Source organism: Mesorhizobium sp. WSM4846 (genome assembly GCF_055811415.1).
The window spans coordinates 22,837-47,911 of sequence record NZ_JBVVPZ010000017.1; the positions used below are offsets into that span (position 1 = coordinate 22,837).

General features: G+C 62.2%; 25 protein-coding genes, 1 tRNA gene and 3 pseudogenes. 9 read left to right on the forward strand and 20 right to left on the reverse strand.

The features are described 5' to 3' along the window. Positions 1-2: 2 nt before the first annotated feature. Entirely contained in the window at positions 3-236 is a 234-nt protein-coding gene (locus tag AC0L15_RS16120) for a DUF1289 domain-containing protein (protein ID WP_027151770.1), read from the reverse strand. Between the two features lie 183 nt (positions 237-419). Here AC0L15_RS16120 and AC0L15_RS16125 point away from each other — a divergent pair, with 183 nt between their 5' ends. Further along, positions 420-1,415 carry a nicotinate-nucleotide--dimethylbenzimidazole phosphoribosyltransferase gene (locus AC0L15_RS16125; RefSeq protein WP_287248624.1) on the forward strand — a complete coding sequence of 332 codons (996 nt, stop codon included), beginning with the start codon at positions 420-422 and terminating at the stop codon, positions 1,413-1,415. A gap of 107 nt (positions 1,416-1,522) precedes the next feature. On the opposite strand, the gene AC0L15_RS16130 is transcribed toward AC0L15_RS16125, so the two are convergent. Further along, positions 1,523-3,043, reverse strand: coding sequence for an ATP-binding protein (locus AC0L15_RS16130; protein WP_287248625.1), 1,521 nt, complete (start codon positions 3,041-3,043; stop codon positions 1,523-1,525). 75 nt (positions 3,044-3,118) lie between these two features. On the opposite strand from AC0L15_RS16130, the gene AC0L15_RS16135 reads away from it, so the two are divergent. The 4 genes and pseudogenes from AC0L15_RS16135 (at position 3,119) to AC0L15_RS16150 (ending at position 5,738) form a co-directional block, all read left to right on the forward strand. Next, entirely contained in the window at positions 3,119-3,742 is a 624-nt protein-coding gene (locus tag AC0L15_RS16135; RefSeq protein ID WP_287248626.1) for a thermonuclease family protein, read from the forward strand. 140 nt (positions 3,743-3,882) lie between these two features. Then, positions 3,883-4,494, forward strand: coding sequence for a glutathione S-transferase (locus AC0L15_RS16140; protein WP_287248627.1), 612 nt, complete (start codon positions 3,883-3,885; stop codon positions 4,492-4,494). Positions 4,495-4,509: 15 nt separating this feature from the next. Next, a pseudogene (locus AC0L15_RS16145) lies at positions 4,510-5,127 on the forward strand (uracil-DNA glycosylase family protein); the annotation flags it as partial. A 119-nt stretch (positions 5,128-5,246) separates the two neighbouring features. Further along, positions 5,247-5,738 carry an Lrp/AsnC family transcriptional regulator gene (locus AC0L15_RS16150; RefSeq protein WP_006333679.1) on the forward strand — a complete coding sequence of 164 codons (492 nt, stop codon included), beginning with the start codon at positions 5,247-5,249 and terminating at the stop codon, positions 5,736-5,738. Between the two features lie 11 nt (positions 5,739-5,749). On the opposite strand, the gene AC0L15_RS16155 is transcribed toward AC0L15_RS16150, so the two are convergent. From AC0L15_RS16155 to moaA, 10 genes and pseudogenes are all read right to left on the reverse strand, one after another. Continuing rightward, positions 5,750-6,319 (reverse strand): DUF3299 domain-containing protein, encoded by a 570-nt coding sequence (locus AC0L15_RS16155; protein WP_473496581.1) that lies wholly within the window; start codon positions 6,317-6,319, stop codon positions 5,750-5,752. Positions 6,320-6,366: 47 nt separating this feature from the next. Then, entirely contained in the window at positions 6,367-6,945 is a 579-nt protein-coding gene (locus AC0L15_RS16160; RefSeq protein WP_287248630.1) for a GNAT family N-acetyltransferase, read from the reverse strand. Continuing rightward, positions 6,908-7,608: pseudogene (locus AC0L15_RS16165) on the reverse strand (DNA alkylation repair protein). The gene AC0L15_RS16160 and the pseudogene AC0L15_RS16165 overlap by 38 nt, the downstream one beginning before the upstream one ends. Positions 7,609-7,616: 8 nt before the next feature. After that, positions 7,617-8,492 (reverse strand): annotated as a pseudogene (locus AC0L15_RS16170) (NAD(P)-dependent oxidoreductase); the annotation flags it as partial. Between the two features lie 58 nt (positions 8,493-8,550). Next, a complete protein-coding gene (locus AC0L15_RS16175) occupies positions 8,551-9,384 on the reverse strand; it encodes an ABC transporter permease (RefSeq protein ID WP_236373373.1) in 834 nt (277 codons plus the stop codon). Then, positions 9,381-10,094: an ABC transporter permease gene (locus AC0L15_RS16180; protein ID WP_077378081.1), complete on the reverse strand. Its 714-nt coding sequence runs from the start codon at positions 10,092-10,094 to the stop codon at positions 9,381-9,383. Before AC0L15_RS16180 ends, AC0L15_RS16175 begins: the two co-directional genes overlap by 4 nt. Before the next feature lie 114 nt (positions 10,095-10,208). Continuing rightward, positions 10,209-10,991, reverse strand: a complete 783-nt coding sequence (locus tag AC0L15_RS16185; RefSeq protein WP_287248633.1) for an ABC transporter substrate-binding protein — start codon at positions 10,989-10,991, stop codon at positions 10,209-10,211. Positions 10,992-11,205: 214 nt separating this feature from the next. Further along, a complete protein-coding gene (mobB, locus tag AC0L15_RS16190) occupies positions 11,206-11,715 on the reverse strand; it encodes a molybdopterin-guanine dinucleotide biosynthesis protein B (protein ID WP_287248634.1) in 510 nt (169 codons plus the stop codon). Positions 11,716-11,776: 61 nt separating this feature from the next. Further along, positions 11,777-12,697: a DMT family transporter gene (locus AC0L15_RS16195; protein ID WP_027151756.1), complete on the reverse strand. Its 921-nt coding sequence runs from the start codon at positions 12,695-12,697 to the stop codon at positions 11,777-11,779. 147 nt (positions 12,698-12,844) lie between these two features. Further along, the gene (moaA, locus tag AC0L15_RS16200; protein ID WP_287248635.1) at positions 12,845-13,840 is read right to left on the reverse strand and encodes a GTP 3',8-cyclase MoaA; all 996 of its coding nucleotides are present in this window, start codon (positions 13,838-13,840) and stop codon (positions 12,845-12,847) included. 196 nt (positions 13,841-14,036) lie between these two features. Here moaA and AC0L15_RS16205 point away from each other — a divergent pair, with 196 nt between their 5' ends. Both AC0L15_RS16205 and AC0L15_RS16210 read left to right on the forward strand, forming a co-directional pair. Continuing rightward, entirely contained in the window at positions 14,037-14,390 is a 354-nt protein-coding gene (locus AC0L15_RS16205) for a gamma-butyrobetaine hydroxylase family protein (protein ID WP_128169523.1), read from the forward strand. Positions 14,391-14,455: 65 nt separating this feature from the next. Beyond that, positions 14,456-15,067 (forward strand): pyridoxamine 5'-phosphate oxidase family protein, encoded by a 612-nt coding sequence (locus tag AC0L15_RS16210; RefSeq protein WP_128184208.1) that lies wholly within the window; start codon positions 14,456-14,458, stop codon positions 15,065-15,067. 5 nt (positions 15,068-15,072) lie between these two features. On the opposite strand, the gene AC0L15_RS16215 is transcribed toward AC0L15_RS16210, so the two are convergent. Further along, positions 15,073-15,525 carry a MarR family winged helix-turn-helix transcriptional regulator gene (locus tag AC0L15_RS16215; RefSeq protein WP_287248639.1) on the reverse strand — a complete coding sequence of 151 codons (453 nt, stop codon included), beginning with the start codon at positions 15,523-15,525 and terminating at the stop codon, positions 15,073-15,075. 47 nt (positions 15,526-15,572) lie between these two features. Between AC0L15_RS16215 and AC0L15_RS16220 the strand changes: the two genes are divergently transcribed. Beyond that, positions 15,573-16,484: an alpha/beta hydrolase gene (locus tag AC0L15_RS16220; protein ID WP_287248640.1), complete on the forward strand. Its 912-nt coding sequence runs from the start codon at positions 15,573-15,575 to the stop codon at positions 16,482-16,484. A 333-nt stretch (positions 16,485-16,817) separates the two neighbouring features. Further along, complete coding sequence (locus tag AC0L15_RS16225; protein ID WP_287248641.1) at positions 16,818-18,710, forward strand: L,D-transpeptidase family protein; 1,893 nt, start codon at positions 16,818-16,820, stop codon at positions 18,708-18,710. A gap of 61 nt (positions 18,711-18,771) precedes the next feature. Here AC0L15_RS16225 and AC0L15_RS16230 read toward each other — a convergent pair whose 3' ends face one another. The 7 genes from AC0L15_RS16230 to AC0L15_RS16260 form a co-directional block, all read right to left on the reverse strand. Continuing rightward, positions 18,772-19,029 carry a PepSY domain-containing protein gene (locus AC0L15_RS16230; RefSeq protein ID WP_027151749.1) on the reverse strand — a complete coding sequence of 86 codons (258 nt, stop codon included), beginning with the start codon at positions 19,027-19,029 and terminating at the stop codon, positions 18,772-18,774. A 128-nt stretch (positions 19,030-19,157) separates the two neighbouring features. After that, the gene (locus AC0L15_RS16235; protein WP_023801855.1) at positions 19,158-20,243 is read right to left on the reverse strand and encodes an ABC transporter ATP-binding protein; all 1,086 of its coding nucleotides are present in this window, start codon (positions 20,241-20,243) and stop codon (positions 19,158-19,160) included. Between the two features lie 128 nt (positions 20,244-20,371). Then, entirely contained in the window at positions 20,372-21,247 is an 876-nt protein-coding gene (locus AC0L15_RS16240) for a carbohydrate ABC transporter permease (RefSeq protein ID WP_287248642.1), read from the reverse strand. 1 nt (position 21,248) lies between these two features. After that, positions 21,249-22,316: a carbohydrate ABC transporter permease gene (locus AC0L15_RS16245; RefSeq protein WP_287248643.1), complete on the reverse strand. Its 1,068-nt coding sequence runs from the start codon at positions 22,314-22,316 to the stop codon at positions 21,249-21,251. A gap of 69 nt (positions 22,317-22,385) precedes the next feature. After that, positions 22,386-23,648, reverse strand: a complete 1,263-nt coding sequence (locus AC0L15_RS16250; protein WP_287248644.1) for an ABC transporter substrate-binding protein — start codon at positions 23,646-23,648, stop codon at positions 22,386-22,388. A gap of 447 nt (positions 23,649-24,095) precedes the next feature. Beyond that, positions 24,096-24,170, reverse strand: a tRNA-Val gene (locus AC0L15_RS16255). 129 nt (positions 24,171-24,299) lie between these two features. Then, a complete protein-coding gene (locus AC0L15_RS16260) occupies positions 24,300-24,983 on the reverse strand; it encodes a phosphoglycolate phosphatase (protein ID WP_287248764.1) in 684 nt (227 codons plus the stop codon). Between the last annotated feature and the right edge of the window lie 92 nt (positions 24,984-25,075).

Below are 25,075 nucleotides of genomic sequence, written 5' to 3' on the forward strand. Positions count from 1 at the left end.
GCTCACGAGAGAGCGTCGCGTTCGCGCGCCAGGCGGGTGCGGCGGGTTTCGCGGCGCGGTCTGCGCTCAACCGTTTCCAGCCGGGCCGGCAGCTCGGCCATGACGCTGCGGCGGATCTCAGGGGTCATCTCGATCCAGGCGCCGATTTCCTCGCGCGTGCGGCCGCAACCGAAGCAGAAGCCGGTTTTCATATCGATCGAACAGACCAGGACGCATGGGGATTCGATGGCCGTCATGTTTATTCTCTCAGGGTTCCGTCAGGAATCCCTCGTCTCGCCTCCACATGGTGTAACGGCAACGCCAATGCAAGCCCTCCGGAATGCGCCGCCGGCAGCCGCTTTCGCGTCAATGCAGGCAGTTGTGCCGGCCGAGCAAGGCGGCTATGCCGCTCACCAACTTCGGGAACGATCATCAACGACATGACCAGCGCGCTGCCCTTCGACGATTTTCGCAATCTTCTGGCAACCCTGCCACGGGCCGACACGGCAGCCGAAGCCCGCGTCCGTGCGCTGTTTGCCAAGGCCGACAAACCCAAAGGCTCGCTCGGCCGCATCGAGGACATCGCGGCTTGGCTGGCCGCCTGGAGCGGCCGCGCGCCGCCGGCAGTGAACCGGCCCCTGGTGGCGATCTTCGCCGGCAATCACGGCGTCGCTCGCCACGGCATTTCGCCACGGCATGTCGCTGCCACGGCGAACGCCGTCGAACTTTGCGCGGCCGGGGGTGCGGCGATCAACCAGATCTGCATCGCCAATAATCTCGGCCTGAAAGTGTTCGATCTTGCGCTGCACATTCCAACCGCCGACATCACCGAGGATGCAGCACTCGACGAGCGCGGCTGTGCCGCCACCATGGCCTTCGGTATGGAGGCGATCGCCGGCGGCGCCGATCTGCTTTGCCTTGGCGACCTCGGCGTCGGCAATTCCACCGTTGCCGCGGCCTTGCTTGCCGCACTGTTTGGCGGCAGTGGCGCAGATTGGGTCGGATCCGGATCGGGCGCCGATGGATCGATGCGGGTGCGCAAGGCGGAAGTGGTCGATGCCGCGCTAGCCTTTCACGGCACAAGTCTCAGGGATCCGCTGGAAGCGTTGCGCCGGGTTGGCGGCCGTGAGTTCGCAGCGATTGCCGGCGCCATCCTCGCCGCCCGCACGCAGAAGATCCCCGTCCTGCTCGATGGATTGGTTGCGACAGCCGCTGCAGCGGCGCTGCATGCCGCCGACGCCACTGCGCTCGATCATTGCCTGCTTGCCAGCCTGTCGCCAGAGCCGGCGCATGCTCGGGCCGCCGAGCGGCTCGGCTTGCGCCCGCTGCTTGATCTCGGCGTCAGCCACGGCGAGGGGGCAGGGGCGGCACTTGCGGCCGGCCTGGTCAAAGCCGCTGCGCTCACCGCCTCGGGCATGGCAGCGGCGCTTCACTAAAGCGCGTCGCGTTCGACCCCCTCATGCGACGCGCTTTCGGTTGTTGTTTTTACGCATGTCATTATCGCAAAACCGCTGCACACTTTTGCGCGACATGCATTAAGCGTCTATCGGCGGCGCGCAGCTACGGCCCTGGTCGGCAGCGCCGGCAATTCCTCCATCACCCGGCTCAACGGAAAGATGGCGATCGCCTCGGTGCCTTCGCGCAGTTTGGAATGGAGTTCGAACTCGCCGCCATGCATGGCGAGCAGGCTTTGGACAATCGGCAGGCCAAGCCCGGTGCCTTGCTCGGCGCTCTTGATGGCGATGGAACCCTGGCCAAAGGCGGACAACACGACCGGAATCTCGTCTTCCGGAATGCCGGGCCCATTGTCTTTGACGGAGAAGTATTGGCCGCCGCCCGCCGTCCAGCCGACGCGCACGCGGATCTCGCCGCCTGTTCCGGTGAACTTGATTGCGTTCGACAAAAGATTGAGCGCGATCTGTCGCACCGCGCGTTCGTCGGCGAACAGGCGCGGCAAGGCGTTTTCGAAATCCTGGACGATGCGGATGTCCTTGTTGCGCGCCTTCAGCTCCATCATGTGACAGCAATCCTCGACGACGGAAAGCAGCATCATCGGCTCTTCGTTGAGCTGGTAGCGGCCCGCTTCGATGCGCGATAGGTCGAGGATTTCGTTGATCAGGTCGAGCAGGTGCTGGCCAGAGTCATGGACGTCGCGAGCATAGTCGCGATAGGTCGGATTGCTCATCGGTCCGAGCACCTCGTTCGCCATCACCTCGGAGAAACCGAGAATGGCGTTGAGCGGCGTCCGCAACTCATGACTCATCGAGGCCAAAAACCGCGACTTTGCCAGATTGGCGTCCTCGGCGCGTCGGCGCGCTTCGTCCGACATCGATTTCGCTGTGTCCAATTCGGCAATCAGCGCGTCCTTTTCGGAGCGGAACGAGAGCAGCATCAAGGACGAGCGATTGAGGCGGCGCGCCACATAGGCGAAGAAGGGCAGCGCGACAATCAGCAGCCCGGCCATGATCAACTCGACCGGCATCCACTGCCTGGTGCCGGCATAGGCATAGGCGGCCACCGGAACGGCGAAAGTCGCCAGCAACGCACCGCGCAACGATGACGCCGTGATCGCGGTCGCTGCCATGGCAAGCAGCAGCACCACACCCTTGATCAAACGGAACTGGTCGACCTGGCAAGCGTCGCAACCGAGCCAGGCAAACCAGGCCCAGCCCAGGCCGCAAAGGAAATGGCCTATCAGGAAATCACGGTGCGTTTGCAGCGGGTTGAGTTCGGCAGCTTCCGTTTGGTCGACGCGCCTCGCCATGAACACGACGATGGCGTAGCAGATGAGTATAAAAAGCGCCCAGACGCCAATTACCTTACCGACACCAGCAAACAGACCGGCCGCGGCGGTCGCCAGGACGAGAAGCGGAACTATGATCGCGCCGCCTATCATCGCACGGGCGTGGAGTTTCAACAGCTCTCGGTCGAAATCAGGATTTCCGGCCTGCTGCGAAAGACGGTCGCGCGTCTTGCGCACCGCGCGCGCCACATCGCTGTTGCGATGGGGTTTTCGGCGGTCCACAATAAACTTGTCCGCTGTGGTCGAACGTTGCGAGGGCATGGAGACTTCAATTTATGCGGGCAGCGGTTTCAAATTGTTAAGCTACGTTCGAATGATTAACCAACGGTTTGCCATATGAGCCGTTCGTGGTCGCGGCGGCCGGGACTGCGATACGTCCCGCCGCAGCCGCGAAGCCTTTGGCGCCGGCTGGTGGACTATGCACTGGCCGTGCTTGTCCTCGGTCTGCTGATCCTTCTGGCGGCGCGCCTTGATCGGATCGAGACGCGCAAGGCTGAGGGTGCCGCCGTCGTCAATGACGGCGATACGATCACGCTCGGTACCGAGCGCATCCGCATGCGCGGTATTGATGCGCCAGAATATTCGCAGATTTGCCGCAAGGACGGCGCCGACTATCCCTGCGGCAAGCTGGCGCGGCAGTCGCTGGTACGTCTGATATCAGGCAGACCCGTCTCCTGCACCGGCTGGCAGCGCGACCGATACCGCCGGCTGCTCGGCGATTGCAACGCCGGCGGCAAGGATCTCAACCGCGCCCAGGTCGAGGCCGGCTGGGCAGTTGCCTATGGCGATTTCGAAACCGAGGAGGCCGCTGCCCGATCAGGCAAGGCCGGCATCTGGGCCGGCACTTTCGACGAGCCGCACGACTGGCGCGAGAGCCGCGATCACGAAGTGGTCGAAAGAAAGCACGGCCGTTTGGCTTCGATCGGCGATGGCCTGCGAGAAATTTTTCGCTTCTGGTGATGGTCAACCCTATAGTGTTGCAACAGAGCGACGTGCGTCCAGTCGGACGACACAAGCCATGCGCCAAGATTTTTTAATCTTCGCGTCGTGCTTTCCGGCAATCGATTCCGGCCGTCGGGCCGAGACGAAAGGAGGATGGGATGAAACTCTTCGACGGCGGCCGGGCGCCCAATCCACGGCGGGTTCGCGTCTTCCTCGCCGAAAAGCGGCTTGAGGTTCCGCTGGTGCCCGTCGACATGGGCGCGCTGGAGCACAGAGAGCAGCCGGTCAGTTCGCGCAACCCGCTGCAGCGTCTGCCGGTGGTCGAACTCGACGACGGCACCGTCATCACCGAATCCGTCGCCATCTGCCGCTATTTCGAGGAACTGCACCCGGAACCGGCGTTATTCGGCCGCGGCGCGCTCGGCAAGGCGCTGGTCGAGATGTGGCAAAGACGGATGGAGCTCAACTTGCTCAACTGCGTCAGCGCCGCGTTCCGCCACGTCCATCCGGCGATGAAGGAATGGGAAATTCCGCAAATCCCCGAATGGGGCGAGGCCAACAAGCTGAAAGCCGTTGAATTCCTGAAACTCCTCGACGACGAACTGGCGAACCGCGAATTCGTCGCCGGCGACGCCTATTCGATCGCCGACATCACCGGGCTGATCGCCATCGACTTCATGAAGCCGGCGCGTATCAAGGTGCCGGAAGACTGTGCCAACGTGCTGCGCTGGCATCAGGCGATCTCCAGCCGGCCGAGCGCCGCCGCCTGAGAATGAGCCCCAGACATGAGCGAAGAGCTGGAAAACTTCGCGGCGAGGGTACGCGCCTGCCGTATCTGCGTCGAAAACCCGGTCGGCCGGCCGCTGCCGCATGAGCCGCGCCCTGTGCTCAGGCCATCGTCAAGCGCCCGTATCCTGATTGCCAGCCAGGCACCGGGCACCAAGGTGCATATGTCAGGCATGCCGTTCACCGACGCCTCCGGCGATCGGTTGCGGGACTGGCTGGGCGTCAGCAGCGACGAATTCTACGACACGACTAAATTCGCCATCGTGCCGATGGGCTTTTGCTTTCCCGGCCAGGATGCCAAGGGCGGCGACCTGCCGCCGCGCTGCGAATGTGCAGCGGCCTGGCGTGCGCCACTGATGGCGCTGATGCCGCATATCGACCTGGTGCTGACGATCGGCCTCTATGCGCAATCCTGGCACATGGGCGCTGCGCGCCGGCCCTCGCTGACCGAGACGGTGATGGATTGGCGCACCATCTGGGATGCGCCCAGCACCCCGAAAGTGCTGCCCCTACCGCATCCGTCGTGGCGCAACACCGGCTGGCTGAAGCGCAATCCGTGGTTTGAAATGGATTTGCTGCCATTTCTGAGATCGGAAATCCGCTATCGCCTCGGCTGACGCGTAAGCAAGAAATCACTCGCTTTTGCGCCATCTGACAGAATTTCTTTCTTGTGAATGGCCAAAATAAGAAGGACTATAGCCAATCTATTCCTGATCTATCCCGTGGGAGCACCCAAATGGACCGCCTTGACAGAAAAATCCTCCGCCTCTTGCAGGAGGACGCGACGCTCGCGGTCGCCGATGTCGCCAAGAAAGTCGGACTGTCGACCACGCCCTGCTGGCGGCGCATCCAGAAGCTCGAGGAGGAAGGCGTCATCAAGCGGCGCGTCGCCATCCTCGATCATGAAAAGGTCAATGTGCGTGTCACCGTGTTCGTGTCGATCCGCACCAATTCGCACAGCCATGAGTGGCTGCGGCGCTTTTCGGAGGTCATCCAGGAATTTCCGGAAGTGGTCGAGTTCTACCGGATGAGCGGCGACGTCGACTATCTCTTGCGCGTGGTGGTGCCCGACATCGCTGCTTACGACGCCTTCTACAAGCGGCTGATCGCCAAGATCGAGATCCGCGACGTCTCGTCGTCGTTTGCCATGGAGCAGATCAAATACACGACCGAAATGCCGCTCGACTACATGGTCCTGGACAAGGAATCGGGCGCCAACGCTGCCTGAGGAGTTGTTGCTTAGTTCTTCTTTTTGTTGAGGAAACTCCACGGCGAGTTTGCCGGCAGCGTGATCGTGTCCGGCACACCATCGACATCCGTCACCTCCGCCTTGCGCACGGTGTAACCCGACTGGATCACGCTGACACCGTCGAGGATGAACAGCTGACTTTTCTCCATGCCCGGCTCCAGCGCGCCGGTCACGGCAACCGGCTGATAGGCTTGCGACATCCTGTAGGGGCGGGCGGGCGTGACGAGGACGATCTGATTGGGCGGCGGCGTCGGCATGTGGCTGCACGCCCCTGTCCACGGCACCAGCAGGAACTGATAGACGAGATCGCCGTCCCGGTCGAGCGGCAGGGCGTAGCCCGCCAGTTGGACGGCCTTGTCTCGCAAATTGACAGACAGCGTCTCGCCGCGGTCAGGCATTTTTGCCGCGACCATCGGCAATCCGACACTTTCGGCAGCGGGCTGGGTCGCCGGGCGCAGGTCCTTCCAGAATATGCGCGCGGTTTCGGCGGAAGCGCTGCCCGCCACTATGGAAATCAGCACGGCCGCCAGCGCCGCTGTCGATTTGAAACGATTGCTCACCGTGTGCTCTCCATTTGACAGGAGTAAAGCTGCCGTCGCCGACAGCGTCAACGTTCGAGCCGCATCACATGCCGGCGCGAGCCGGCCATGCCGATCTCGTGGAATCCGCGGGCCACGAACATCTCTCGAAAGCCCATGAAACGGTAACTCGGCGATGCCTGATCGACCGGATAGGCCTCGATGGTCCTGGCGCCTTTGGCAAAGGCGTGATCGATGGCCGCGTCGAGCAGGGCGCTTGCCAGTCCACGGCCGCGCGACGCCCTCAGCACATGGAAGCAGACGATCGACCAGACGCCTGCCTCGCTGTCGTCCTGCGCCTGCGACAGCTTGCGATAGGTCTCGCGTGGCGCCACGGAGCACCAGCCGGCGGTCTTGCCTTCGGCATGGGCGACGATACCGACCGGCGTGCCGGCTTCGATGAGCGCCACCATGGCCCGTCTCCTCGCGTCGTTGGACGCATGCTCGCGGTTTTCGAGGTGTCGCCAGGCCATGCACCAGCAATATTTCGGGCCGCCAGGCTGCTCGAACAGGTTCTCGAAATCGGCGCGCGTGGATCGCGTCACCTCAGTAAAGCGGATTTGGCTCCGCTCAGCCTTTCCTGGCGAGCCGCTCGAGCGTCTTGGCATCGGAAAGCTCCCGTGCAGCGTCCTTGCCGATCCAGCGCGCCGTCTTGTCGGTCGATCCGGCCAGCTTCTGTGCCAGGGCAAGGGCAGCGCGGTGCAAGTTCATCGATCGCTTGCCGATAGAGCGAAGCGCCCAGTTCACCGCCTTCTTCACAAAATTACGGCCATCGCCGGCGTGCGCTTCGATGATCGACAGGAGTCGAGGAAGGTCGCCTCTGGCTCCTTCTTCCGGTGGACGACCGACCAGGCCATCATCGCAAAAGCCGTGCGTCGAACAAACTCGCGTTCGTCGGCCGCGAACTCTTCTATCAGCGCCTTCCAGCAATCCGTATCGACAAAGAGATCGGAGACGCCGTCGACGATATCCCACGAGTCGAAAGTCGCCGCCCATCGTCTTGCATCCGCGGCAGAAAACCGCTTCGGATCGGCTGTGACGGAAGCGATGAACTGCGCTTCCATGATGCCCGACTCCCATAGTTCGAAGGCACGTTCATGGTCGCGCTTGATTTTCTTGGCAATCTGCCGCTGCACGCCATGCGAGATTCCGAGCGCACGTTCGATCTTGATGCCGTAGCGCAGCATGCCAAGGCGGTTCTCCTGCGAGCCGATCGAGCGCAGATGGGCGACAATCTCCTCGGCGCTGGATTGAGGCAAGAGCTCGGCCACGACAAAACCTACTTTTCCAATCGCGCCAGCAGCGAAGACGTGTCCCAGCGTTTGCCGCCCATCCCCTGCACATCCTTGTAGAACTGGTCGACAAGTGCCGTCACCGGCAGCTTGGCGCCGTTGCGGTCGGCCTCCGCCAAGCAGATGCCGAGATCCTTGCGCATCCAGTCGACAGCGAAGCCGAAATCATACTTGCCGGCATTCATCGTCTTGTGGCGGTTCTCCATCTGCCATGAGCCGGCCGCGCCCTTGGAGATCACCTCGATGACCTTTTCGACGTCGAGCCCAGCCTTCTTGCCGAAATGAATGCCTTCGGCCAGCCCTTGGACAAGGCCGGCGATGCAGATCTGGTTGATCATCTTGGTGAGTTGGCCCGAGCCGGCCGGGCCCATCAGCCCGACCATGCGGGCATAGGCATCGATGACAGGCTTCGCCTGCTCGAAGGCTTTCTGCTCGCCGCCGACCATGACGGTCAGGATGCCGTTTTCGGCGCCGGCCTGACCGCCGGAGACCGGTGCGTCGAGGAACGAAAAACCGCGAACTTGCGCCTTCTCCGCCAGTTCGCGCGCGACTTCAGCCGAGGCCGTGGTGTTGTCGATGAAGATGGCTCCCGTCTTCATCGACTGGAATGCACCCTCGGCTCCGATCGTCACCGCGCGCAAATCATCGTCATTGCCAACGCAGCAAAAGACAAAGTCCTTGCCATCGGCGGCCTCAGCCGGCGTATTGGCAACACTGCCGCCATGCTGGGCAACCCATTGCTCGGCCTTTGCCTTGGTGCGGTTGTAGACGGTAACGTCGTGGCCGCCCTTGTTCCTGAGATGTCCGGCCATTGGATAGCCCATGACGCCAAGACCGAGAAATGCAACCGATGCCATGTTTTCGAATCCCTTAGAAGCCTGTTTTCCGGCCTTCTTAGCGGATCAGGCAAAGCGATGGGAGTCAGCGTTGCAGATGGATCGTAATGCGCCGTTCGATCCATTCGACTGCGTGGCGCAGCGTTTCGACAATGATCAGATAGATGATCGCCGCCCAGACATAGGACTGGAAGTCGAAAGTCCGCGAATAGGTGAGCTTCGTGATGCCCATCAGATCGTAGACGGTGATGATGGCTACGATCGCCGAGCCCTTGATCATCAGGATGATCTCGTTGCCGTAGGGACGGAGCGCCACGATCAGTGCCTGCGGCAGGATGATCTTCCACATCGTCTGCAATTTGTGCAGGCCGAGCGAGGCAGCGCCCTCCCACTGGCCCCTGGGCACGCTCTCGATCGCGCCGCGCAGGATTTCAGCCTGATAGGCGGCAGTATTGAGCGAGAAGGCGAAGATTGCGCAGTTGAACGCCTCGCGGAAAAAGCTCCAGAGGCCAATCATATCGAGCTGCGGCCGGAAGGAGCCTACGCCGTAATAGACAAGGAAGGTCTGGGCCAGCAGCGGCGTGCCGCGGAAGAAGTAGACATAGGCGTAGGCAAGACCCGAAAGAAACCGGTTCTTCGACATGCGGGCATAGGCGATCGGCACCGAAAGGATCGCGCCAAGCACGATCGAGATGGCGACCAGCAAAAGCGTCACACCTAGCCCTGTCACATAGGATGGCGCATATTTCGCGAAAAGCTCGCCGTTCCAGGCGACAATGAGGTAGGCAGCAATCCCGGCAAGAAAAGCTATCCACATACAGACCAGCGCGTAGCCGAGAATACGTTGGCGCGGCCAGCCGTGTGGGATTGCTGGCGGTTTTTCGACCTTCGTCGCCACGTCGGCTGCTGCCGCGCTCATCGTTGCACCTGCTGGCGGCCGACCGCACGTTCGATCGCATTGATGCCGAAGGACGATATGATGGCGAGGAGCAGATAGATAAGCGCGGCAACACCGAAGAACAGGAAGGCGTGCTTGGTGACGCGGGCAGCGACGCCCGCTTGCCGCAATATGTCGGTAAGACCGATGGCGGAAACCAGGGCGGTATCCTTGAGCAGGATGAGCCACAGATTGGCAAGACCCGGCAGCGCGATACGGATAAGCTGCGGCAGCACCACAAGGCGCATCGTCTGCCAGCCAGACAGGCCAACCGAATAGCCGCCCTCATACTGTCCCTTCGGGATGGCGCGGAATGCGGAGAGGAAGACCTCGCTGGCGTAGGACGAGAAGACGACGCCGAGCGCGATCATGCCGGAAACAAACGCATTCACTTCGACCGCGGCGGTCGGGTCATACAGGCGCATCAATTGCTGGATGCCGATTTGCGCGCCGTAAAAGATGATGAACAGGGTCAGCAGTTCAGGCAATCCACGAAAGATCGTGGTGTAGATATTGCCGGCCAGCCGCAGCGACGGCTCGTTGGATTGCTTGGCCAGTGCAACCAGAAAGCCGATCACCAGACCCAGCGGCAGGGTCGCGGCTGCAAGCGAAACGGTGATGAAAACACCATAGGCGATGTCGTCGAGCCAGCCTTCGGGTCCCCAACTGAGCAGCGTCCAAACGCTTTGCATCCGCCTGCCTGTTCTCCTCTATGGCTTTTTTTGAGAGCGCGGCGTCAGCCCTGGCGCGCCGCCGCTTGCGCAAACGGCGGGGACGTCCCGCCGTTCGCAGTCAATCCGGAAGGATCAGGACTCGCCGCCGTAGACATCGTACTTGAAGTACTTATCGTTGATTTCCTTGTACTTTCCGTTGGCGCGGATGGCGTCGATCGCCTTGTTGAACTGGTCGACCAACGCAGTATCGCCCTTGCGTACCGCGATGCCGGCGCCCGGACCATGGATCTCGATGTCGGGCGTGATTGCGCCGATCAGCTTGCAGCAGGCACCGTCCGGCGTGGCAAGCCAGCCTTCGATAACGGTGATGTCGTCGTTGACCGCATCAACGCGGCCATTGGCGAGATCGAGCTGGTATTCCTGCGCGGTCGGGTATGGCTTGATTGTACTGTCGGCATAAGTCTTGGTTGAATAATTGAAGTGGGTGGTGGCCGCCTGCACGCCGATCGTCTTGCCGGCCAGGTCCTCCTTGGTCACGCCTTTGATATCGCTGTCCTTGGGCGCGGCGATGGCAGGCGGCGTGTTGTAGTATTTGTTGGTGAAGTCGACCTTCTCGGCACGCTCCGGCGTGATCGACATCGAGGCGACGATGGCGTCGAACTTGCCGGCCTGAAGCGCCGGGATGATGCCGTCCCAATCCTGCGCGACGAAAGTGCACGTCACCTTCATCTCGTCGCAAAGCGCCTTGGCGATATCGATGTCGAAGCCCACGAGCTGGCCATCAGCGGTCAGGTTGTTGAACGGCGGATAGGCTCCCTCCGAGCCGATCCTCAAGGTTTTCTCCTGAGCCTGGGCAACGCCCAATGTCAGCAGCGCCGCCGATGCGGCGAGCGCGATACGCAGTGCAGTACGCATGATAGTCCTCTCTGTATGTTCCCGGCCGTCGTTCCCGAACGGCTCTGTGGGCGGTTCTGTTGACCGCCCGCTGGCGCGATACTCCCATTCTTTCCCAAGAAAAAGCAACTGTAAAACCGGTGCTTGCGGGTTTCGCATTGCCGGACAATGCTGACGCTGCGGCAGGCATAGCAACGACGAAAAAGGGGGCGGCCGATGCTTCTTCGGCAGTCCCTCAGCGCGTCAAACCTGTCGCCCGCTCGATGAAGTCGGCTATCGATCTGGTGTCGTCGAGATCGAAGACGGGCAGGCTTTCGCCGGCTACGGCGAAGTCGGCGGCGATGGCGACGATGTGCGGATCATTTGCCGAAAGCGGTGCCCAGTCCTTGGCCTCCATCCGCCGCGTCTCGATCTTGCTGTGCGCCTCGCGCTTGTAGCCTTCGACCAGCACGATGTCGGCGGTGGCGAGCCGCGACAGGATCGCATCCAGCGTCGGCTCGTCCTCGCCGCGCAATTCGTGCATCAGCGCCCAGCGCCTGTCCGACACGATGGCGACTTCAGTGGCCCCGGCCTGCCTATGGCGAAAACTGTCTGCCCCCGGTTTGTCGATGTCGAAGGCATGATGGGCGTGTTTTACAGTCGAGACTTTCCAGCCACGCCGGACGAGCTCGGCGACCAGCTTTTCGGTCAGTGTCGTCTTGCCGGAATTCTTCCAGCCGGTGATACCGAAGACGCGTCTCATCATGGCTTCATGCTCTGCAACAGACCGTCGACACGGGCAAGGTCACTCGTGGCGAACGGCAAGCCTATATGCCGTCCGGCGCCATATCAGGTCCAGCGCTTTCGGCGGCTGTCTTGCGCCGGCCGACGATCCGTTCGCGGTAAAGTGCGTAGAGGCCGGAGCAGACGATGATGCTGGCACCGAGGATCATCGGCAGGTCGGGAACGTCGCCGAAGATGAACAGGCCAAGCAGGATCGACCAGAGCAGGGCCGTGTAGCGGAACGGCGCGATGAACGAGATGTCGCCCACCCGCATCGCCATGATGATGAACTGGTAGCCGATGACCACGAGCACTGCCGCCAATGCCAGGAACGCCGTGCTTTCCCCCGTCATCGGTGTCCACCCGCCCATCGGCAAAAGCAGCGCCGCGCCGAGCATTGTCATGGCGAGTGCCGTGGTGGTCGACACCAGCAATGTCGGAATGGCTTGCGGTATCCGCTTGGTGGCGAGGTCACGCACCGCACAACAGGCGACACAGGCCAGCGCCAGCAGCGAATAGATGCTGAACCCCTCGAAGCCGGGCCGCACGATGATCAGCACGCCGGCAAAGCCGATGGCGATAGCCAGCCAGCGCCGCCAGCCGACGCCTTCCTTGAACACAAGTGCTGCGCCCATCGTCACCGCCAGCGGCAGCGCCTGCAGCACGGCCGAGACATTGGCAATCGGCAGATGGGCAAGGGCGATGAGAAACGACGCGGTAGCGCCGGCTTCGCCGATCACGCGTATCGCCACCATCGGCTGCAGCATCGAGCCGGGCAGGGCAAGCGCACCGCGTTGCCAGGCAAGCAGGCCTACGAAAAGCGAAGCGAAGGCGCCGCGGATCAGCATGACCTGCGCCATGTTCATGGATTCCGACGCGACTTTGGTGATCGCGTCGTTGAGGGTGAAACCACTCATCGCCACCACCATGAACAGTGCACCGCGAAGATTTGGGGAAAAAAGCAAAGGCGTTACCACTGTGGTCCTGCATCAAGCCTCTACCAGCCGGCGGCAAGACAGCAACGTCAAAGGGCTGGTCCACGGCCTTCGGCGGCTCGTTACAACCTCCTCGCAAGAGCGGCAGGATTTATTTCGGCGGTGCGACCAGGAAGATCAGCCGCCGGTGACGCTCATGTGCCGCGATACCGACGGACGGTTGGTGCGGCGGTCAATGATGAAATCATGGCCCTTCGGCTTGCGGCCAATGGCTTCGTCGATGGCGTCGGCGACCAGTTCGTTGCCTTCGGATGCACGCAACGGTGCGCGCAGGTCGGCGGCATCTTCCTGGCCGAGGCACATATAGAGCGTGCCGGTGCAGGTCAGCCGGACGCGGTTGCAGCTTTCGCAAAAATTATGCGTCATCGGCGTGATGAAGCCGAGCCTGCCACCGGTCTCGGCGACGTGGACGTAGCGGGCCGGGCCACCGGTCTTGTAGGGGATGTCGGTCAGCGTGAACTGCCGCTCGAGTGCTGCGCGCAGCAGCGACAGCGGCAGATACTGGTCGGTGCGGTCGGCGTCGATCTCGCCCATCGGCATGGTTTCGATGACAGTCAACTCCATGCCGCGGCCGTGCGCCCAGCGCAGCATCTCGGGCAGTTCGGCGTCATTGAAATCCTTCAGCGCCACCGCATTGAGCTTCACCTTCAGTCCCGCTGCCTGCGCGGCGTCGATGCCATCCATGACCTTGTCGAGATTGCCCCAGCGGGTAATCTGACGGAATTTTTCCGGGTCCAGCGTGTCCAGCGAGACGTTGATGCGCTTGACCCCGCAATCGGCGAGTTCAGCGGCAAAGCGCGAAAGCTGCGAGCCGTTGGTGGTCAGCGTCAGTTCTTCCAGAGCGCCGCTTTCAAGATGACGCGAAATCTGCCGCACCAGATGCATGATGTTCTTGCGCACCAGCGGCTCGCCGCCGGTAAGACGCAGTTTCCTGACGCCCTTTTCGATGAAAACCGTGCATAGCCGGTCGAGCTCTTCCAGCGACAGCAAATCCCTCTTGGGAAGGAACGCCATGTCCTCGGCCATGCAATAGGTGCAGCGGAAGTCGCAGCGGTCGGTGACCGAAACGCGCAGATAGCTGATCGTGCGACCAAAAGGATCGATCATGTCCATGCTGGTGCGTTTCCCGTGGCTGCGAACGGCATCGTTATATATGGCTATGTGATACGATCCAACCTGCCATTCAAGACAAGAAGTTTCGATCCTGGGCAACATCGCGCCGACAGATCGTGTCGGAAGTTTCGAAGCGGCCTTTTCCCGCTGCGCGAAGCGGCGTAGGGAAAGGACAGATGATGCGGAACTTATCACCATGACGGCGCCGAAGGAACTCAGGGTCTCGAAGGACCGCAGGCTGCTAACCGTGACGTTCCCTGGCCATCAGCCGTTCGAGCTGCCGGCGGAGCTGCTGCGGGTGGCCTCGCCATCGGCCGAAGTGCAGGGCCATTCGCCCGAACAGCGCGTGACCGTTCCCGGCAAGCGCAAGGTTGCGATCCTGAAGATCGAACCGGTCGGCAACTATGCCGTCCGCATCACCTTCGACGATTTCCACGATACCGGCATCTTCACCTGGAACTACCTGCATACGCTGGGTCATGAGAAGGACGCACGCTGGGCCGCCTATCTCGCCGAGCTGGAAGAGAAGGGGCTAAGCCGCGATCGGTAGCTCCAGCCCGTCGTCAAAGCGTCACCGATTTGGAGTAGCGGCTGCGGATGCTCGGAGGCGAAAACATGTCCGTCATCACCACGGTCGAACAGCTCGAAGCGCTCTATGGGCTGCCCGGCGAGACGTCGCTGGTCAAGGAACTCGACCATGTCATTCCCGAATACGCCGCCTTCATCGAGGCCTCGCCTTTTGCCGCGCTCGCGACCTGCGGGCCGGAAGGGCTGGATTGCTCGCCGCGCGGCGATCTCGCCGGCTTCGTCCGCATCCATGATCCGAAAACCCTGATGATGCCGGACCGGCGCGGCAACAACCGTGCCGATTCGCTAAAAAACATCATTCGCGATCCGCGCGTCGGCCTGTTGTTCCTGGTCCCAGGCTGCGGCACCACGCTGCGCGTCAACGGCCGCGCCCACATCACCACGGATGCCGCGCTGTGTGCCTCGTTCAGCGTCGACGGCCGACCGGCGCGTTCGGTCACGGTCATCGATGTCGATTCGGTCTATTTCCAGTGCGCTCGCGCCGTCCATCGGTCGGAACTGTGGAACCCGGCGAGGCATGTCGACCCGAAGTCGCTGCCGACACCCGGAAAGATCCTGGAAATCACCAGCCGGAAAGGCATCGACGGCGAGGCCTACGACAGGGAATGGCCGGAGCGCGCGAAAAAGTCGATGTGGTGAGCGGGTCACGCTTCCTTGAGCACGTCGGCAATTTTGCGCATCTGCTCGCCGATCATGTCGCATTGCTCCGGCGTCGACTGGCTCATCGCTTTCTCGATCAGCGCCATATGAACCTTCAGCGCCTGCATCAGCAGTTCCGTGCCGGCTTCGGTCAGGGTCAGGCGCAGCACGCGCTTGTCCTTCTGATCGCCTTCGCGGCGCAGCAGGCCGCGTGTCTCGAGTTGCGGCAGCAGCATGGTGATGTTGGAACGGCCGACCAGCAGCCGGCGGGCGAGATCGTGCTGCGACATGCCGGGATGGCGATAAAGGTTCATCAGCACGTCGAGCTGCGCCGGCTTCAGGTCCAGCGGCGCTAGATTCACTGCCAGCGTGCGCTCCAGCACATGGCAGGCGCGCGCCACCGCGACCCAGTTGCGAAAACGTGGGTTGTCCCAGGGCAGCTCTTGTTTAATGTTCATGTTTGAACTATTATGTTCATGCTTGAACGAATGGATGGACCGCCACTATGGCATCATTTGGATTGAAGGTCATCCGGGGCGTGTTTGCCGCCGCCGAACATGTGGCTCCCCGCCTGACCGGGCGCGCGGCATTCGAATTGTTCTGCCGCACGCCGAACGCCAAAATCCTCAGCGACGGCGAGCGACGCGCCGTCGACCGCGCCGCCGGCTTCATGGCCGAGGCGCGCCATCATCGGCTGAAGACCAAGAACGGCTGCGTCATGGTGCATGAATTCAGGCCAGAGCCGGGCAGGCGGGCCGCCGGCACCGTGCTCGTCATCCATGGCTGGCGTTCGCGCACCGAATACATGCGCACGCTGATCGAAGCCTATCGTGACGCCGGTTACAAAGTTGTCTCGCTCGACCTGCCGGGCCACGGCCAATCGCAGGGCCGCCGGCTCACATTGGTCAGCGCTGTCGAAGCCGCACGGCTGACCGGCGAATGGTTCGGCCCGTTCGTGGCGGTGGTCGGCCATTCCTTCGGCGGTGCCGTCGCCGCCAATGCCGTCGTCGGTTCGGTCAAGGACGTTCCGCCGCTGGCGGCCGAGCGGCTGGTGCTGATCGCGGCACCGAGTTCGCTGCCGGAGATCTTCAACGATTTCAGCCGCATGCTCAGCGTCGGCCCACGCTCACAGGCCGCCATGGCCGACCGGGTCGAACGCATCGCCGGCCGGCCGCTGCACGAATTCACCGGCGACCGGCAGCTTGCCGGCACGCCGGTGCCAACGCTGGTCATCCATGCGCCGGACGACCGCGAAGTGTCTGCCGACCATGCCAGGCTCTATGCCGGCGCCGGCGACCATGTGCGGCTGTACTGGGCCGACGGGCTCGGCCACCGCCGCATCCTCGCCGACAGGGGCGTGGTCGAGCGTGCGGTCGACTTCGTTGCCGAACACCGGGAGCCGGTATCGCTGCATTAAACAGCGACGGCTTCGACCTGCGTGTAGAGATCGACCGCTTCGAGGAAGAGCGCTTCCTTGCAGCCGAATGCTGCTTAGAGGCTGGTTGAGCTGGCTCCCATCGCCGCGGCGCCATCGCCCGAACCTGAGCGCTATTTGCTGGAACCGGAGCGGGCCCAATTCGCTTCGGTTGCCACCGTTGTGAAACTGTTCTGCAACAGACCTCCTGAAATTTATGAAAGCTTAACGAAATCAGTATGAATCGGTGTAGTCGCGCCCTACATCCATGATGCGGTGGGCGAGACCGTCAAGCGATGCGGAACGGAGCCGGTTGCAGCCGGAGCGGGTGATCCCATGAAATTCCTCGGAAACAAAGCAACCGTGATGCCGCTTGCGGCGGTCGCGGCAATGCTGGCCTTCGGCGTGCCGCAGGCAGACGCGCAAGGGTTTTTCGAGAGGCTCTTCGGCGGTGGTGTCAGGCATTCGCCGCGAGCTGATTTCCCCCTGCCGCCATCAAGGCAGAAGCCGAAATACAAACCATATGCAGCAGCGCCCGCTGCCTCTCGGATCCGCAGCCCGTCCTATTACACCTACAAGAGCGATCCGCTTGTGCGCGTCGACTTCTCGACGCTGACGGCAGCGCCGGAGCCGGCAATGCCACAGGACGCCGCATTCCAGCCATCTTCCGCCACCGGCGCGGCCTTCCGCGAAGCGATTGCCGGACTGGACGACTACGAGCTCTACGCCGAGAAAGACATCGCCAAGGCGCTCGTCGCATATTACGCGGCCAATCCGGATTTCATCTGGGTGACGGGAGCCAGTGCCAACAGCCGCGCGCAAGATGCGGTCAGGGTGCTTGGCGAGGCGACGAGCTATGGCCTCACGCCGGCCGACTATACGGTTGAAGTGCCTGCCGCCGGCGCATCGACCGGCAGCGCCGATGCGCGGCTGAAGGAACTCGTCCGCTTCGAGATGGCGCTGTCAGCGCGCGTCTTGCGCTATGTCCACGACGCGCAAAGCGGCCGCGTCGATCCCAATCGCATCACCGGCTACTATGATTTCCCGGTCAAGCCGCTCGACATGGAAGGCGTGCTGAAAACGCTGACACGCACCCAGCAAGTGCGCACCTATCTCGAATCGCGGCATCCGCAGAACGCCGAATATCAGGCGCTGCGCGTCGAACTGGAATCACTTCAGGCCAGCATCGACGACGAGATCGTCGTCGATCCCAAGCTGTTGCTGAAGCCGGGGGAGACCAGCCCCGAACTGCCGAAGCTTCTGACGAAGATAGCGCGCAATCTCGACGACGAGATGGGCGGCGCCTATGGCGAGATATTGGCCCAGCTCGCCACCAGCGAGGTCTATGCCCCGGAACTGGTGCCGGTCATCAAGGCGGTGCAGAAAAAGGCTGGCATGAAGGGCGACGGCGTCATCGGTCCGCGCACCGTCGCGGCGCTGGTCGGGACGTCCACGGCCGACAAGATTCAAAAGGTGCATGTCGCGCTGGAAGAGTTGCGCTGGCTGCCATCCGATCTCGGCAGCCCGCGTGTCTTCATCAACCAGCCGGCATTTACGGCGAGCTACATCGAGAATGGCGAGGAGAAGCTGAAGACCCGCGTCGTCATCGGCAAGACCACCAACCAGACTTCCTTCTTCTACGACCAGCTCGAGCAGGTCGACTTCCACCCCTATTGGGGCGTGCCGCAGTCGATCCTCGTCAACGAGATGCTGCCCCGGCTGCGCAGGGATCCCGGCTATCTCGACCGCGCCGGCTACGAAGTGGTCAATGCGCGCGGCAAACGCATTCCCTCCTCCTCGGTCAATTGGGGCGCCTATGGCGCGAAGATACCTTATGGCGTGCGCCAGCTGCCTAGCGAGGCCAATGCGCTGGGCGAACTGAAGATCCTGTTCCCCAACAAGCACGCCATCTACATGCACGACACGCCGCAAAAGACGTTTTTCCAGCGTGACATGCGCGCGCTCAGCCATGGCTGCGTTCGCCTGCAGGATCCGCGCGGCATGGCGGCGGCCGTGCTCGGCACCTCGGTCGATGACATCGCGGAGAAGCTGAAGCACGGACATGCGACGGAGAAGGTAGCGCGCAGGATCCCGGTCTATGTCGCCTATTTCACCGCCTGGCCTGATATGTCCGGCAAAGTCGAATATTTCAGCGACGTCTACGACCGCGACACGCGGCTGCAGCAGGCACTCGACAGCACGGAAGCAGTGCGCTCGCCGGCGATCTGAGGACGCTAACGTAGGGAGAGCGGGCGCCGGAACCCGGCCGCGCCGCAGGGGATGCGGCGATCTATTTGGGCTCGGCTGTCACCGGATCGTAGGTGATTTCGACCTTCGCCTTGTCGGTCGTGTAATACGTAACGGTGTAGGCGCCGCTGTCCCAGGCGACCTCGTCGACGTAGCGAAAGTCGTCGCGCTGCTCGACCTTGGCGATTATTTCCGAAAGTTTCCTGGCATTCTGCGGCGGCAACGGACTTCCGTCTGCGGCAAGGGCCGGTTCACCGAAAAAGAGAACGACGACGCCTGTCGCCAAAACAAGTCTGAACATGGCTTTCCCTCACTTCTCGCAAAAGTAGAAACTCGCGGCCATGCAGGTTTGTTCCGGGCAGGTTTGTTTCGGGTTCCGGAATGGACACCCGCGAAATTGGCAGACGCATCTTGTTGTCGTTGCTCATGCTAATGCGTCTGCAACTCACCTTCGTCGGGGAAGAGGTGGGCCAAGGCCGTGTCGAACGTGAGCTCCAGGGCGTCACCGGGTTCAAAGACCTTGTCTTCATTGAAGGCCGCAATGAGTTCGCTGTTATCGCGAAGGGTCAGGTCGACGACCGTCTCGCTGCCCAATCGCTCGGCATGTGCCACGATGCCATGCAGCAAGCCTTTTCCAGATTGCACCGGCCGCAGGTACTGCGGACGGACACCGAGGATGGCCTTGCCGTCTTTCCGGAAGGCGCGCCTTCTGGTCGCTACCCTGATCGGCTCCAGGGATTGGTTGCCGACCATTGCCGCTTCGCCATCGAGGGCGAGGACGTCGACGTTCAGGAAATTCATCGACGGGGCTCCCAGAAAGCCGGCTACGAACCGGTTGGCCGGCTCGTGATAGAGCTCCATCGGCGCTCCGATCTGCATGACTTGACCGTCCTTGAGGACGACGATCCTGTCAGCCAGCGTCATCGCCTCGACCTGATCATGGGTTACATAGATCATCGTTGTGCCCAGTTGCCTGCGCAGCCGGCCGATTTCCATGCGCATGTCCATGCGCAGTGCGGCGTCGAGGTTGGAGAGCGGCTCGTCAAACAGGAATACGGCCGGTTTCCGGGTGATTGCGCGCCCGATGGCGACGCGCTGGCGCTGGCCGCCCGAAAGCTGACTTGGCCGGCGGTCGAGCAAATGTTCCATTTGCAGGATGCGTGCGGCCTCGGCCACCTTCTGCTGCTTTTCCTGCCTGGAAGCGCCCGCGATCGTAAGGCCGAACGCGATATTCTCGCGCACGGTCATGTGCGGAAAGATGGCATAGCTCTGGAACACCATCGCAACACCGCGTTGCTTGGGCTGCAGCTGGTTGACCACCCGGCCTCCGATCTCGAGGGTGCCTTCGGTTATGTCCTCGAGTCCGGCGATCATGCGCAGCAACGTGGACTTCCCGCAGCCCGACGGTCCAACAAAGACGACGAACTCGCCGTCGTTGATGTGGATATCGACGCCTTTGATGATTTCGACGCGACCGAAGGATTTCTTGACGCCCTTGAGCGAGACCTCAGCCATGAGCGATGGCTCCCGTTTCCTGATTCATGTGCGGCAGTTCGGGGTCTCCGATCGATTGGTCGGCCTTGAGGAATGGGGCTGACCGGCCGTCCCAGATCCACTGGCGTTTGAGCGCGAGAGCCATGTAGTCAGCCCTTCACGCCGGTCGAGGCGATCGACGCGATGAAGGCGCGCTGCAGCAAGAGGTAGAAGACCAGCACCGGGACGGTGATAAGGGTGAGATAAGCCATGACTTCGCCCCAGGCGACGTTGAGTTGAAAGAAGTAGCCGAGGCCGACCATGACCGGGCGATAGCCTTCCTGCTGCACCACGATGAGCGGCCAGAGATATTGGTTGTACATGACGAGGAATTTCAGGATGGCGGCAGTCGCCAGTACCGGCCCTGAAAGCGGCATGACGACGCGATAGTAGACCTGCCACCAATTCGCGCCCTCCACCCGGCTTGCCTCGATCAGTTCGCCCGGCAGCCCTTTGAAATACTGCACGAACAGGAAGATCGTCAGCCCGTCGGCGATCCACGGAATGATCTGCACCCGGTAGGTATTGAGCCAGCCCCAATGCAGCCCATCAAGCCCGATCCAGGGCAGTTTCGAGACCAGGAGCAGGAGCGGGATAGCGATGGTCTCGAAAGGGATGATCAGCGTCGCGATGACGATCGAGAGCAGGACATCGCGCCCCTTCCATCGCAGGAAAGCAAAGGAGAACGCGGCCAGCGAACAGATCAGCAGCGAGAGAAGGACGGTCACCCCGGTGACCAGAACCGAGTTTAGGACGAACAGGCCGACAGGCGCCCGCCGGAACGCACCGAAATAGTTGTTGAGGCTGATGTCCCCGACGGGCAGGAATGCACGCAGGCTGGAAGTGTCCGCGAGAAGCTGACTGTCCGGCTTGAAGCTCGAGTTGGTCATGAACACGAGCGGAAAGACGAAGATCAGCGCGATCAGGCACAGCACCAGATAGCGGACGAACAGCCTGAGGCCGTAATTGTCGGGATCGAAGGCCATCCTAACGCTCCCGTGTCAGCCAGCGCTGGATGAGTGAGATCGCCAGCACGATCGCAAACAGGATGACCGAGATGGTCGAGCCGCCGGAGATGTCCTGCTTGCCGTAGCCGCGCTCGACCGCCTGGAAGACGAGGGTCTGGGTGCTGTCGAGCGGACCGCCATTGGTCATCACGTCGATCTGGGCGAAAAGCGCGAAGCCCTGCATGGTGATCACGACAAGGACAAGCACGGCGGTGTTGCGCAGGCCCGGCCAGGTGACATAGCGGAAGGTCTGCCATCTCGAAGCCCCCTCGATGGCGGCGGCCTCGTAGAGCGTGGGGCTGATCGTCTGCAACCCCGCCAGCCAGATGACCATGTGGAAGCCGACGGCCTGCCAGATCGACAAGGCCATGACTGCGGGCAGCGCCGTCGAGGGATTGCCCAGCCAGTCGACGGGCTGGAAGACGCCGAAGGTGAGGGCCTGGAGGATGCTGTTCAACAGCCCGTTCTGGCCGTCATAGATGAACCGCCAGAGCAGCGAGACCACGACGATGGAGACCACCACCGGCATGAAGTAGATGGTCCGGAACAGATTGATGCCCCTGACCTTGTGGTTGATCAGCAAAGCAAGCATCAACGCGAGGCTGCCCTGTACCGGCGCCACGACTAAAACGAACAGGAAGGTGTTTACCAGGGCCTTCATGAACACAACGTCGTTGGCGATGACGATCATGACGTTCTCGCCGGACTGCCAGCGAAACCACTCGCGCATGCCGCGATACTGAGGATAGTCGTCGCTACGGGTGATCTCGCGCAGGCGGGGATACTGGATTTCGCCGGCCTCGTTTCGGGCCACTTTGCCAGCATCGTCGCGCTCTGGCTTCAGGGTCACCACCGCAAGGCCCAGGAGCTGCCGATAGTTTTCCAACCCGACGAACTGGGTGGGGTTCGGTGAAAGCAGCCGCTGATTTGTCAATGACAGACCGATTGCGAAGAAAAACGGCAGCACGATGAATGCAAAGATGAGTGCGAAGCCCGGCAGGGCGAATGTCCAGCCCGCCCGGTTCGACAGGGTTAGTTTCGACGCCATTTGCGGTATCCGCCCAGCAAGCCAGAGAGGGTGGAGTCCGCGGCTGGCGAGGACCCCGGCGCGACAGAACTAGCGGTGACCGTAGCCACCGTTGCTTTCGATGTCGGCGTCGATCTCGTCGACCGCCGCGTCAAGCGTGTCGGCCACGTCGGCGCCGTTGGCGATATCGGCCAGTGCCTTGGTGAGGACCTTGGCCTGGACCACGTAGCCCGGGGTGACCGGGCGCACCAGGGCTTGTGCCTTGGAGAGGTCGAAGAACACCGCGAGCGCGCCGCCATCCTTGTAGTTCTTCGTCATCTGCGCCGCCGAGGGCGTCGGCGGGATCAGGCCGATGCCGTCGGAGAAGGCGGCCAGGTACTTGTCCTGCGCGGCGAATTTGATGAACTCGGCAGCGCCTTCCGGATGTTTTGACTTGGCCGAGACGCCGAATTGCCAGGATCCCGCGCCGATCTTGTTGCCGGCGCCGAAATCGGGGGCTGGAAGGAAGACAACGTCATCCACGGCTTCCATCGTTGCCACCGCGCGCCAGTTGCCGTTCCACTGGAAGGCGAACTTGCCGCCGATGAAACCGGTCTGCTGATCGGCCGGGTCCTCGCTGGTGCCAGGCGCATAGCCTCCGGTAAACAGCGCTTGCCACCACTTGCCAAACGCTTGCGCAGCCTCGCCGTTCAGCGCGCCTTCCGCCGTCTTGTAGGTCGAACGGTCGACGATGTCGCCGCCGAAGCTCTGCAGGAACGGCGAGAAGGCGTAGGAGTACCACTCGGCCTGGTCGTTCATGCCGAGATCAAGGGCGAATTCATACTTGCCGGAGGCCTTGGCGGCATCGAGCGCGGCCATGAATTCCTCGCGCGACCAGGGCTTGTCGAGGGTCGGGGTGCGCAAGCCCAACTCGTCCAGCGTCGATTGGCGTGCGAAAAGCGCGACTGCCGCGTCCCACAGACCGACCGAATAGAGCTTGCCATCCCACACGCCCTTGGTGCCGGGCAGGAAGTCGGCGAACTCGCTCTCGTCGATCGGCAGCGGCTGCAGATAGCCGGCCCAGGCCCAATTGGGCATGACAGGCCCGTCCACATCCAGGATGTCGGGCAGGTTGCCCGCCAGGGCCGCCGCCGCGACGGAATCGTTGTAGCTCTTCTCGGGGAAGCTCTCGATGGTCACCGTCCAGTCGGACTGGCTGGTGTTGAAGTCGGAGATGATCTGGTTGAGGATTCGCGACTCCACCTCATTGCCGGCGCCGTGATACCACATCGTTAACCTGGTCTGCGCCAGAGCGGGCGCACACAGACAGGTCGACGCGATCACCACACCGGTGAGGTGTTTTGTCAGTTTCATCTGATATTCCTCCCTTTTGACTTAAGGACGCTGCTGGATCCAAGGTCGAGGCCGCCAGGACAGCGGGGCCGGGAAGCCAGCGCTCAGTTTCGGGTCGGCCGCTACGGGCGCTTGATGGGGTCCAGCAATGTTCGCGGAAGCCGGACGCATTTGCAATTGCGCAGTTTTACCAATCGGAGCAGGAGGTCGACGGCGATTTCCCCTCGTCAGTTCGCGGGCCACTGAGATAGCAGTTCACCTAGGACGATTTTATCCTGCGTCAACTTTCTCCCGGCCGCGTTCAATGTGCAGCTTGAGCGATTTGAAGGGTAACGAGCGCCTTGTGATGTGTCCCCGGCTGCCTGGCGAATCGCATGAACCGGGTCATGGCAAACCTTGCGATGAGGCGGAAGTTCGAAGCGTAGGCGGCTCCGAAGCGGATGGTAACTTTGTACGGGAAGCGGGTATTGGTGGGCGATGCAGGGATTGAACCTGCGACCCCACCCGTGTGAAGGGTGTGCTCTCCCGCTGAGCTAATCGCCCGCTCGTTGCCCGGAGGCCAAGCGCGCCGCGATATAAGGGAGGCCGGCCGGGGAAGTCAAGGCGATGTGCTGGCGTTCCGACGAAGACCGAATGCAACTCCGCCGGGAGCGGCCCGGGTCGCCGTCGCGCTCAGTGCCCGGCAGCGGCAATCAGACGTTCGGCCAGACCAAGCGTCAGCGCATCGAAATGCGAGATCACTGCCGACGGTTCGAATTCGCGCACATGGCGGTCGGTGTAGCCGAAATCCACCGCCACCACGGGAATTCCGGCCGCCTTCGCCGTATCGATGTCGGTCTGCGAATCACCGACCATCAGCGCGCGGTGCGGATCGCCGCCGGCGAGCACGATGGTTTCGGTCAGATGGCGCGGGTCGGGCTTGCGGAACGCAAACGTGTCCTGACCGCAAATCGCCGCGAAATGCTTCGCCAGGCCGAGCGCCTCGATCAGCGCCAGCGAGTTGGCTTCGTATTTGTTCGTGCAGACGGCCAGGAGATAGCCGGCTGCCTCGAATCGCGCCATCGCCTCGACGACGCCGGGGTAGGGGCGCGATTTGCCCGGGATGTTGTCGGTGTAGTGATCGAGGAACAGTTTTAGCAATCGGTCGTGTTCCTCCACCACCAGCGATCTCTGCTGCGCGGCGTGCGCGCGCTCGATCATAACCCGGCCGCCATGGCCAACGAAGCGCTTGAAGCCGGCCTCATCGACGGCAGCGAGTTCGCTGGCGGCAAGGCTGTGGTTGAGGCTGTCGAGCAGGTCCGGCGCTGTGTCGACCAGCGTCCCGTCGAGGTCGAACACGATGATCGGTCGGGTCATGGCCTGTCCTGTGACGATTGCGCTGCCGGCAGGCGATAGCCGCTGCAGCCCATCCAGGCAAGCCATGCCTGGTCAATCCACAGGGCAAAGTC

What these genes read in the sequence shown, in the direction of transcription:
- AC0L15_RS16120 (WP_027151770.1), bottom strand. Translation starts at nt 236, where the DNA reads ATGACGGCCATCGAATCCCCATGCGTCCTGGTCTGTTCGATCGATATG.
- AC0L15_RS16125 (WP_287248624.1), top strand. Translation starts at nt 420, where the DNA reads ATGACCAGCGCGCTGCCCTTCGACGATTTTCGCAATCTTCTGGCAACC.
- AC0L15_RS16130 (WP_287248625.1), bottom strand. Translation starts at nt 3,043, where the DNA reads ATGCCCTCGCAACGTTCGACCACAGCGGACAAGTTTATTGTGGACCGC.
- AC0L15_RS16135 (WP_287248626.1), top strand. Translation starts at nt 3,119, where the DNA reads ATGAGCCGTTCGTGGTCGCGGCGGCCGGGACTGCGATACGTCCCGCCG.
- AC0L15_RS16140 (WP_287248627.1), top strand. Translation starts at nt 3,883, where the DNA reads ATGAAACTCTTCGACGGCGGCCGGGCGCCCAATCCACGGCGGGTTCGC.
- AC0L15_RS16150 (WP_006333679.1), top strand. Translation starts at nt 5,247, where the DNA reads ATGGACCGCCTTGACAGAAAAATCCTCCGCCTCTTGCAGGAGGACGCG.
- AC0L15_RS16160 (WP_287248630.1), bottom strand. Translation starts at nt 6,945, where the DNA reads ATGCCAAGACGCTCGAGCGGCTCGCCAGGAAAGGCTGAGCGGAGCCAA.
- AC0L15_RS16175 (WP_236373373.1), bottom strand. Translation starts at nt 9,384, where the DNA reads ATGAGCGCGGCAGCAGCCGACGTGGCGACGAAGGTCGAAAAACCGCCA.
- AC0L15_RS16180 (WP_077378081.1), bottom strand. Translation starts at nt 10,094, where the DNA reads ATGCAAAGCGTTTGGACGCTGCTCAGTTGGGGACCCGAAGGCTGGCTC.
- AC0L15_RS16185 (WP_287248633.1), bottom strand. Translation starts at nt 10,991, where the DNA reads ATGCGTACTGCACTGCGTATCGCGCTCGCCGCATCGGCGGCGCTGCTG.
- mobB (WP_287248634.1), bottom strand. Translation starts at nt 11,715, where the DNA reads ATGATGAGACGCGTCTTCGGTATCACCGGCTGGAAGAATTCCGGCAAG.
- moaA (WP_287248635.1), bottom strand. Translation starts at nt 13,840, where the DNA reads ATGGACATGATCGATCCTTTTGGTCGCACGATCAGCTATCTGCGCGTT.
- AC0L15_RS16205 (WP_128169523.1), top strand. Translation starts at nt 14,037, where the DNA reads ATGACGGCGCCGAAGGAACTCAGGGTCTCGAAGGACCGCAGGCTGCTA.
- AC0L15_RS16210 (WP_128184208.1), top strand. Translation starts at nt 14,456, where the DNA reads ATGTCCGTCATCACCACGGTCGAACAGCTCGAAGCGCTCTATGGGCTG.
- AC0L15_RS16215 (WP_287248639.1), bottom strand. Translation starts at nt 15,525, where the DNA reads ATGAACATTAAACAAGAGCTGCCCTGGGACAACCCACGTTTTCGCAAC.
- AC0L15_RS16220 (WP_287248640.1), top strand. Translation starts at nt 15,573, where the DNA reads ATGGCATCATTTGGATTGAAGGTCATCCGGGGCGTGTTTGCCGCCGCC.
- AC0L15_RS16225 (WP_287248641.1), top strand. Translation starts at nt 16,818, where the DNA reads ATGAAATTCCTCGGAAACAAAGCAACCGTGATGCCGCTTGCGGCGGTC.
- AC0L15_RS16230 (WP_027151749.1), bottom strand. Translation starts at nt 19,029, where the DNA reads ATGTTCAGACTTGTTTTGGCGACAGGCGTCGTCGTTCTCTTTTTCGGT.
- AC0L15_RS16235 (WP_023801855.1), bottom strand. Translation starts at nt 20,243, where the DNA reads ATGGCTGAGGTCTCGCTCAAGGGCGTCAAGAAATCCTTCGGTCGCGTC.
- AC0L15_RS16240 (WP_287248642.1), bottom strand. Translation starts at nt 21,247, where the DNA reads ATGGCCTTCGATCCCGACAATTACGGCCTCAGGCTGTTCGTCCGCTAT.
- AC0L15_RS16245 (WP_287248643.1), bottom strand. Translation starts at nt 22,316, where the DNA reads ATGGCGTCGAAACTAACCCTGTCGAACCGGGCGGGCTGGACATTCGCC.
- AC0L15_RS16250 (WP_287248644.1), bottom strand. Translation starts at nt 23,648, where the DNA reads ATGAAACTGACAAAACACCTCACCGGTGTGGTGATCGCGTCGACCTGT.
- AC0L15_RS16260 (WP_287248764.1), bottom strand. Translation starts at nt 24,983, where the DNA reads ATGACCCGACCGATCATCGTGTTCGACCTCGACGGGACGCTGGTCGAC.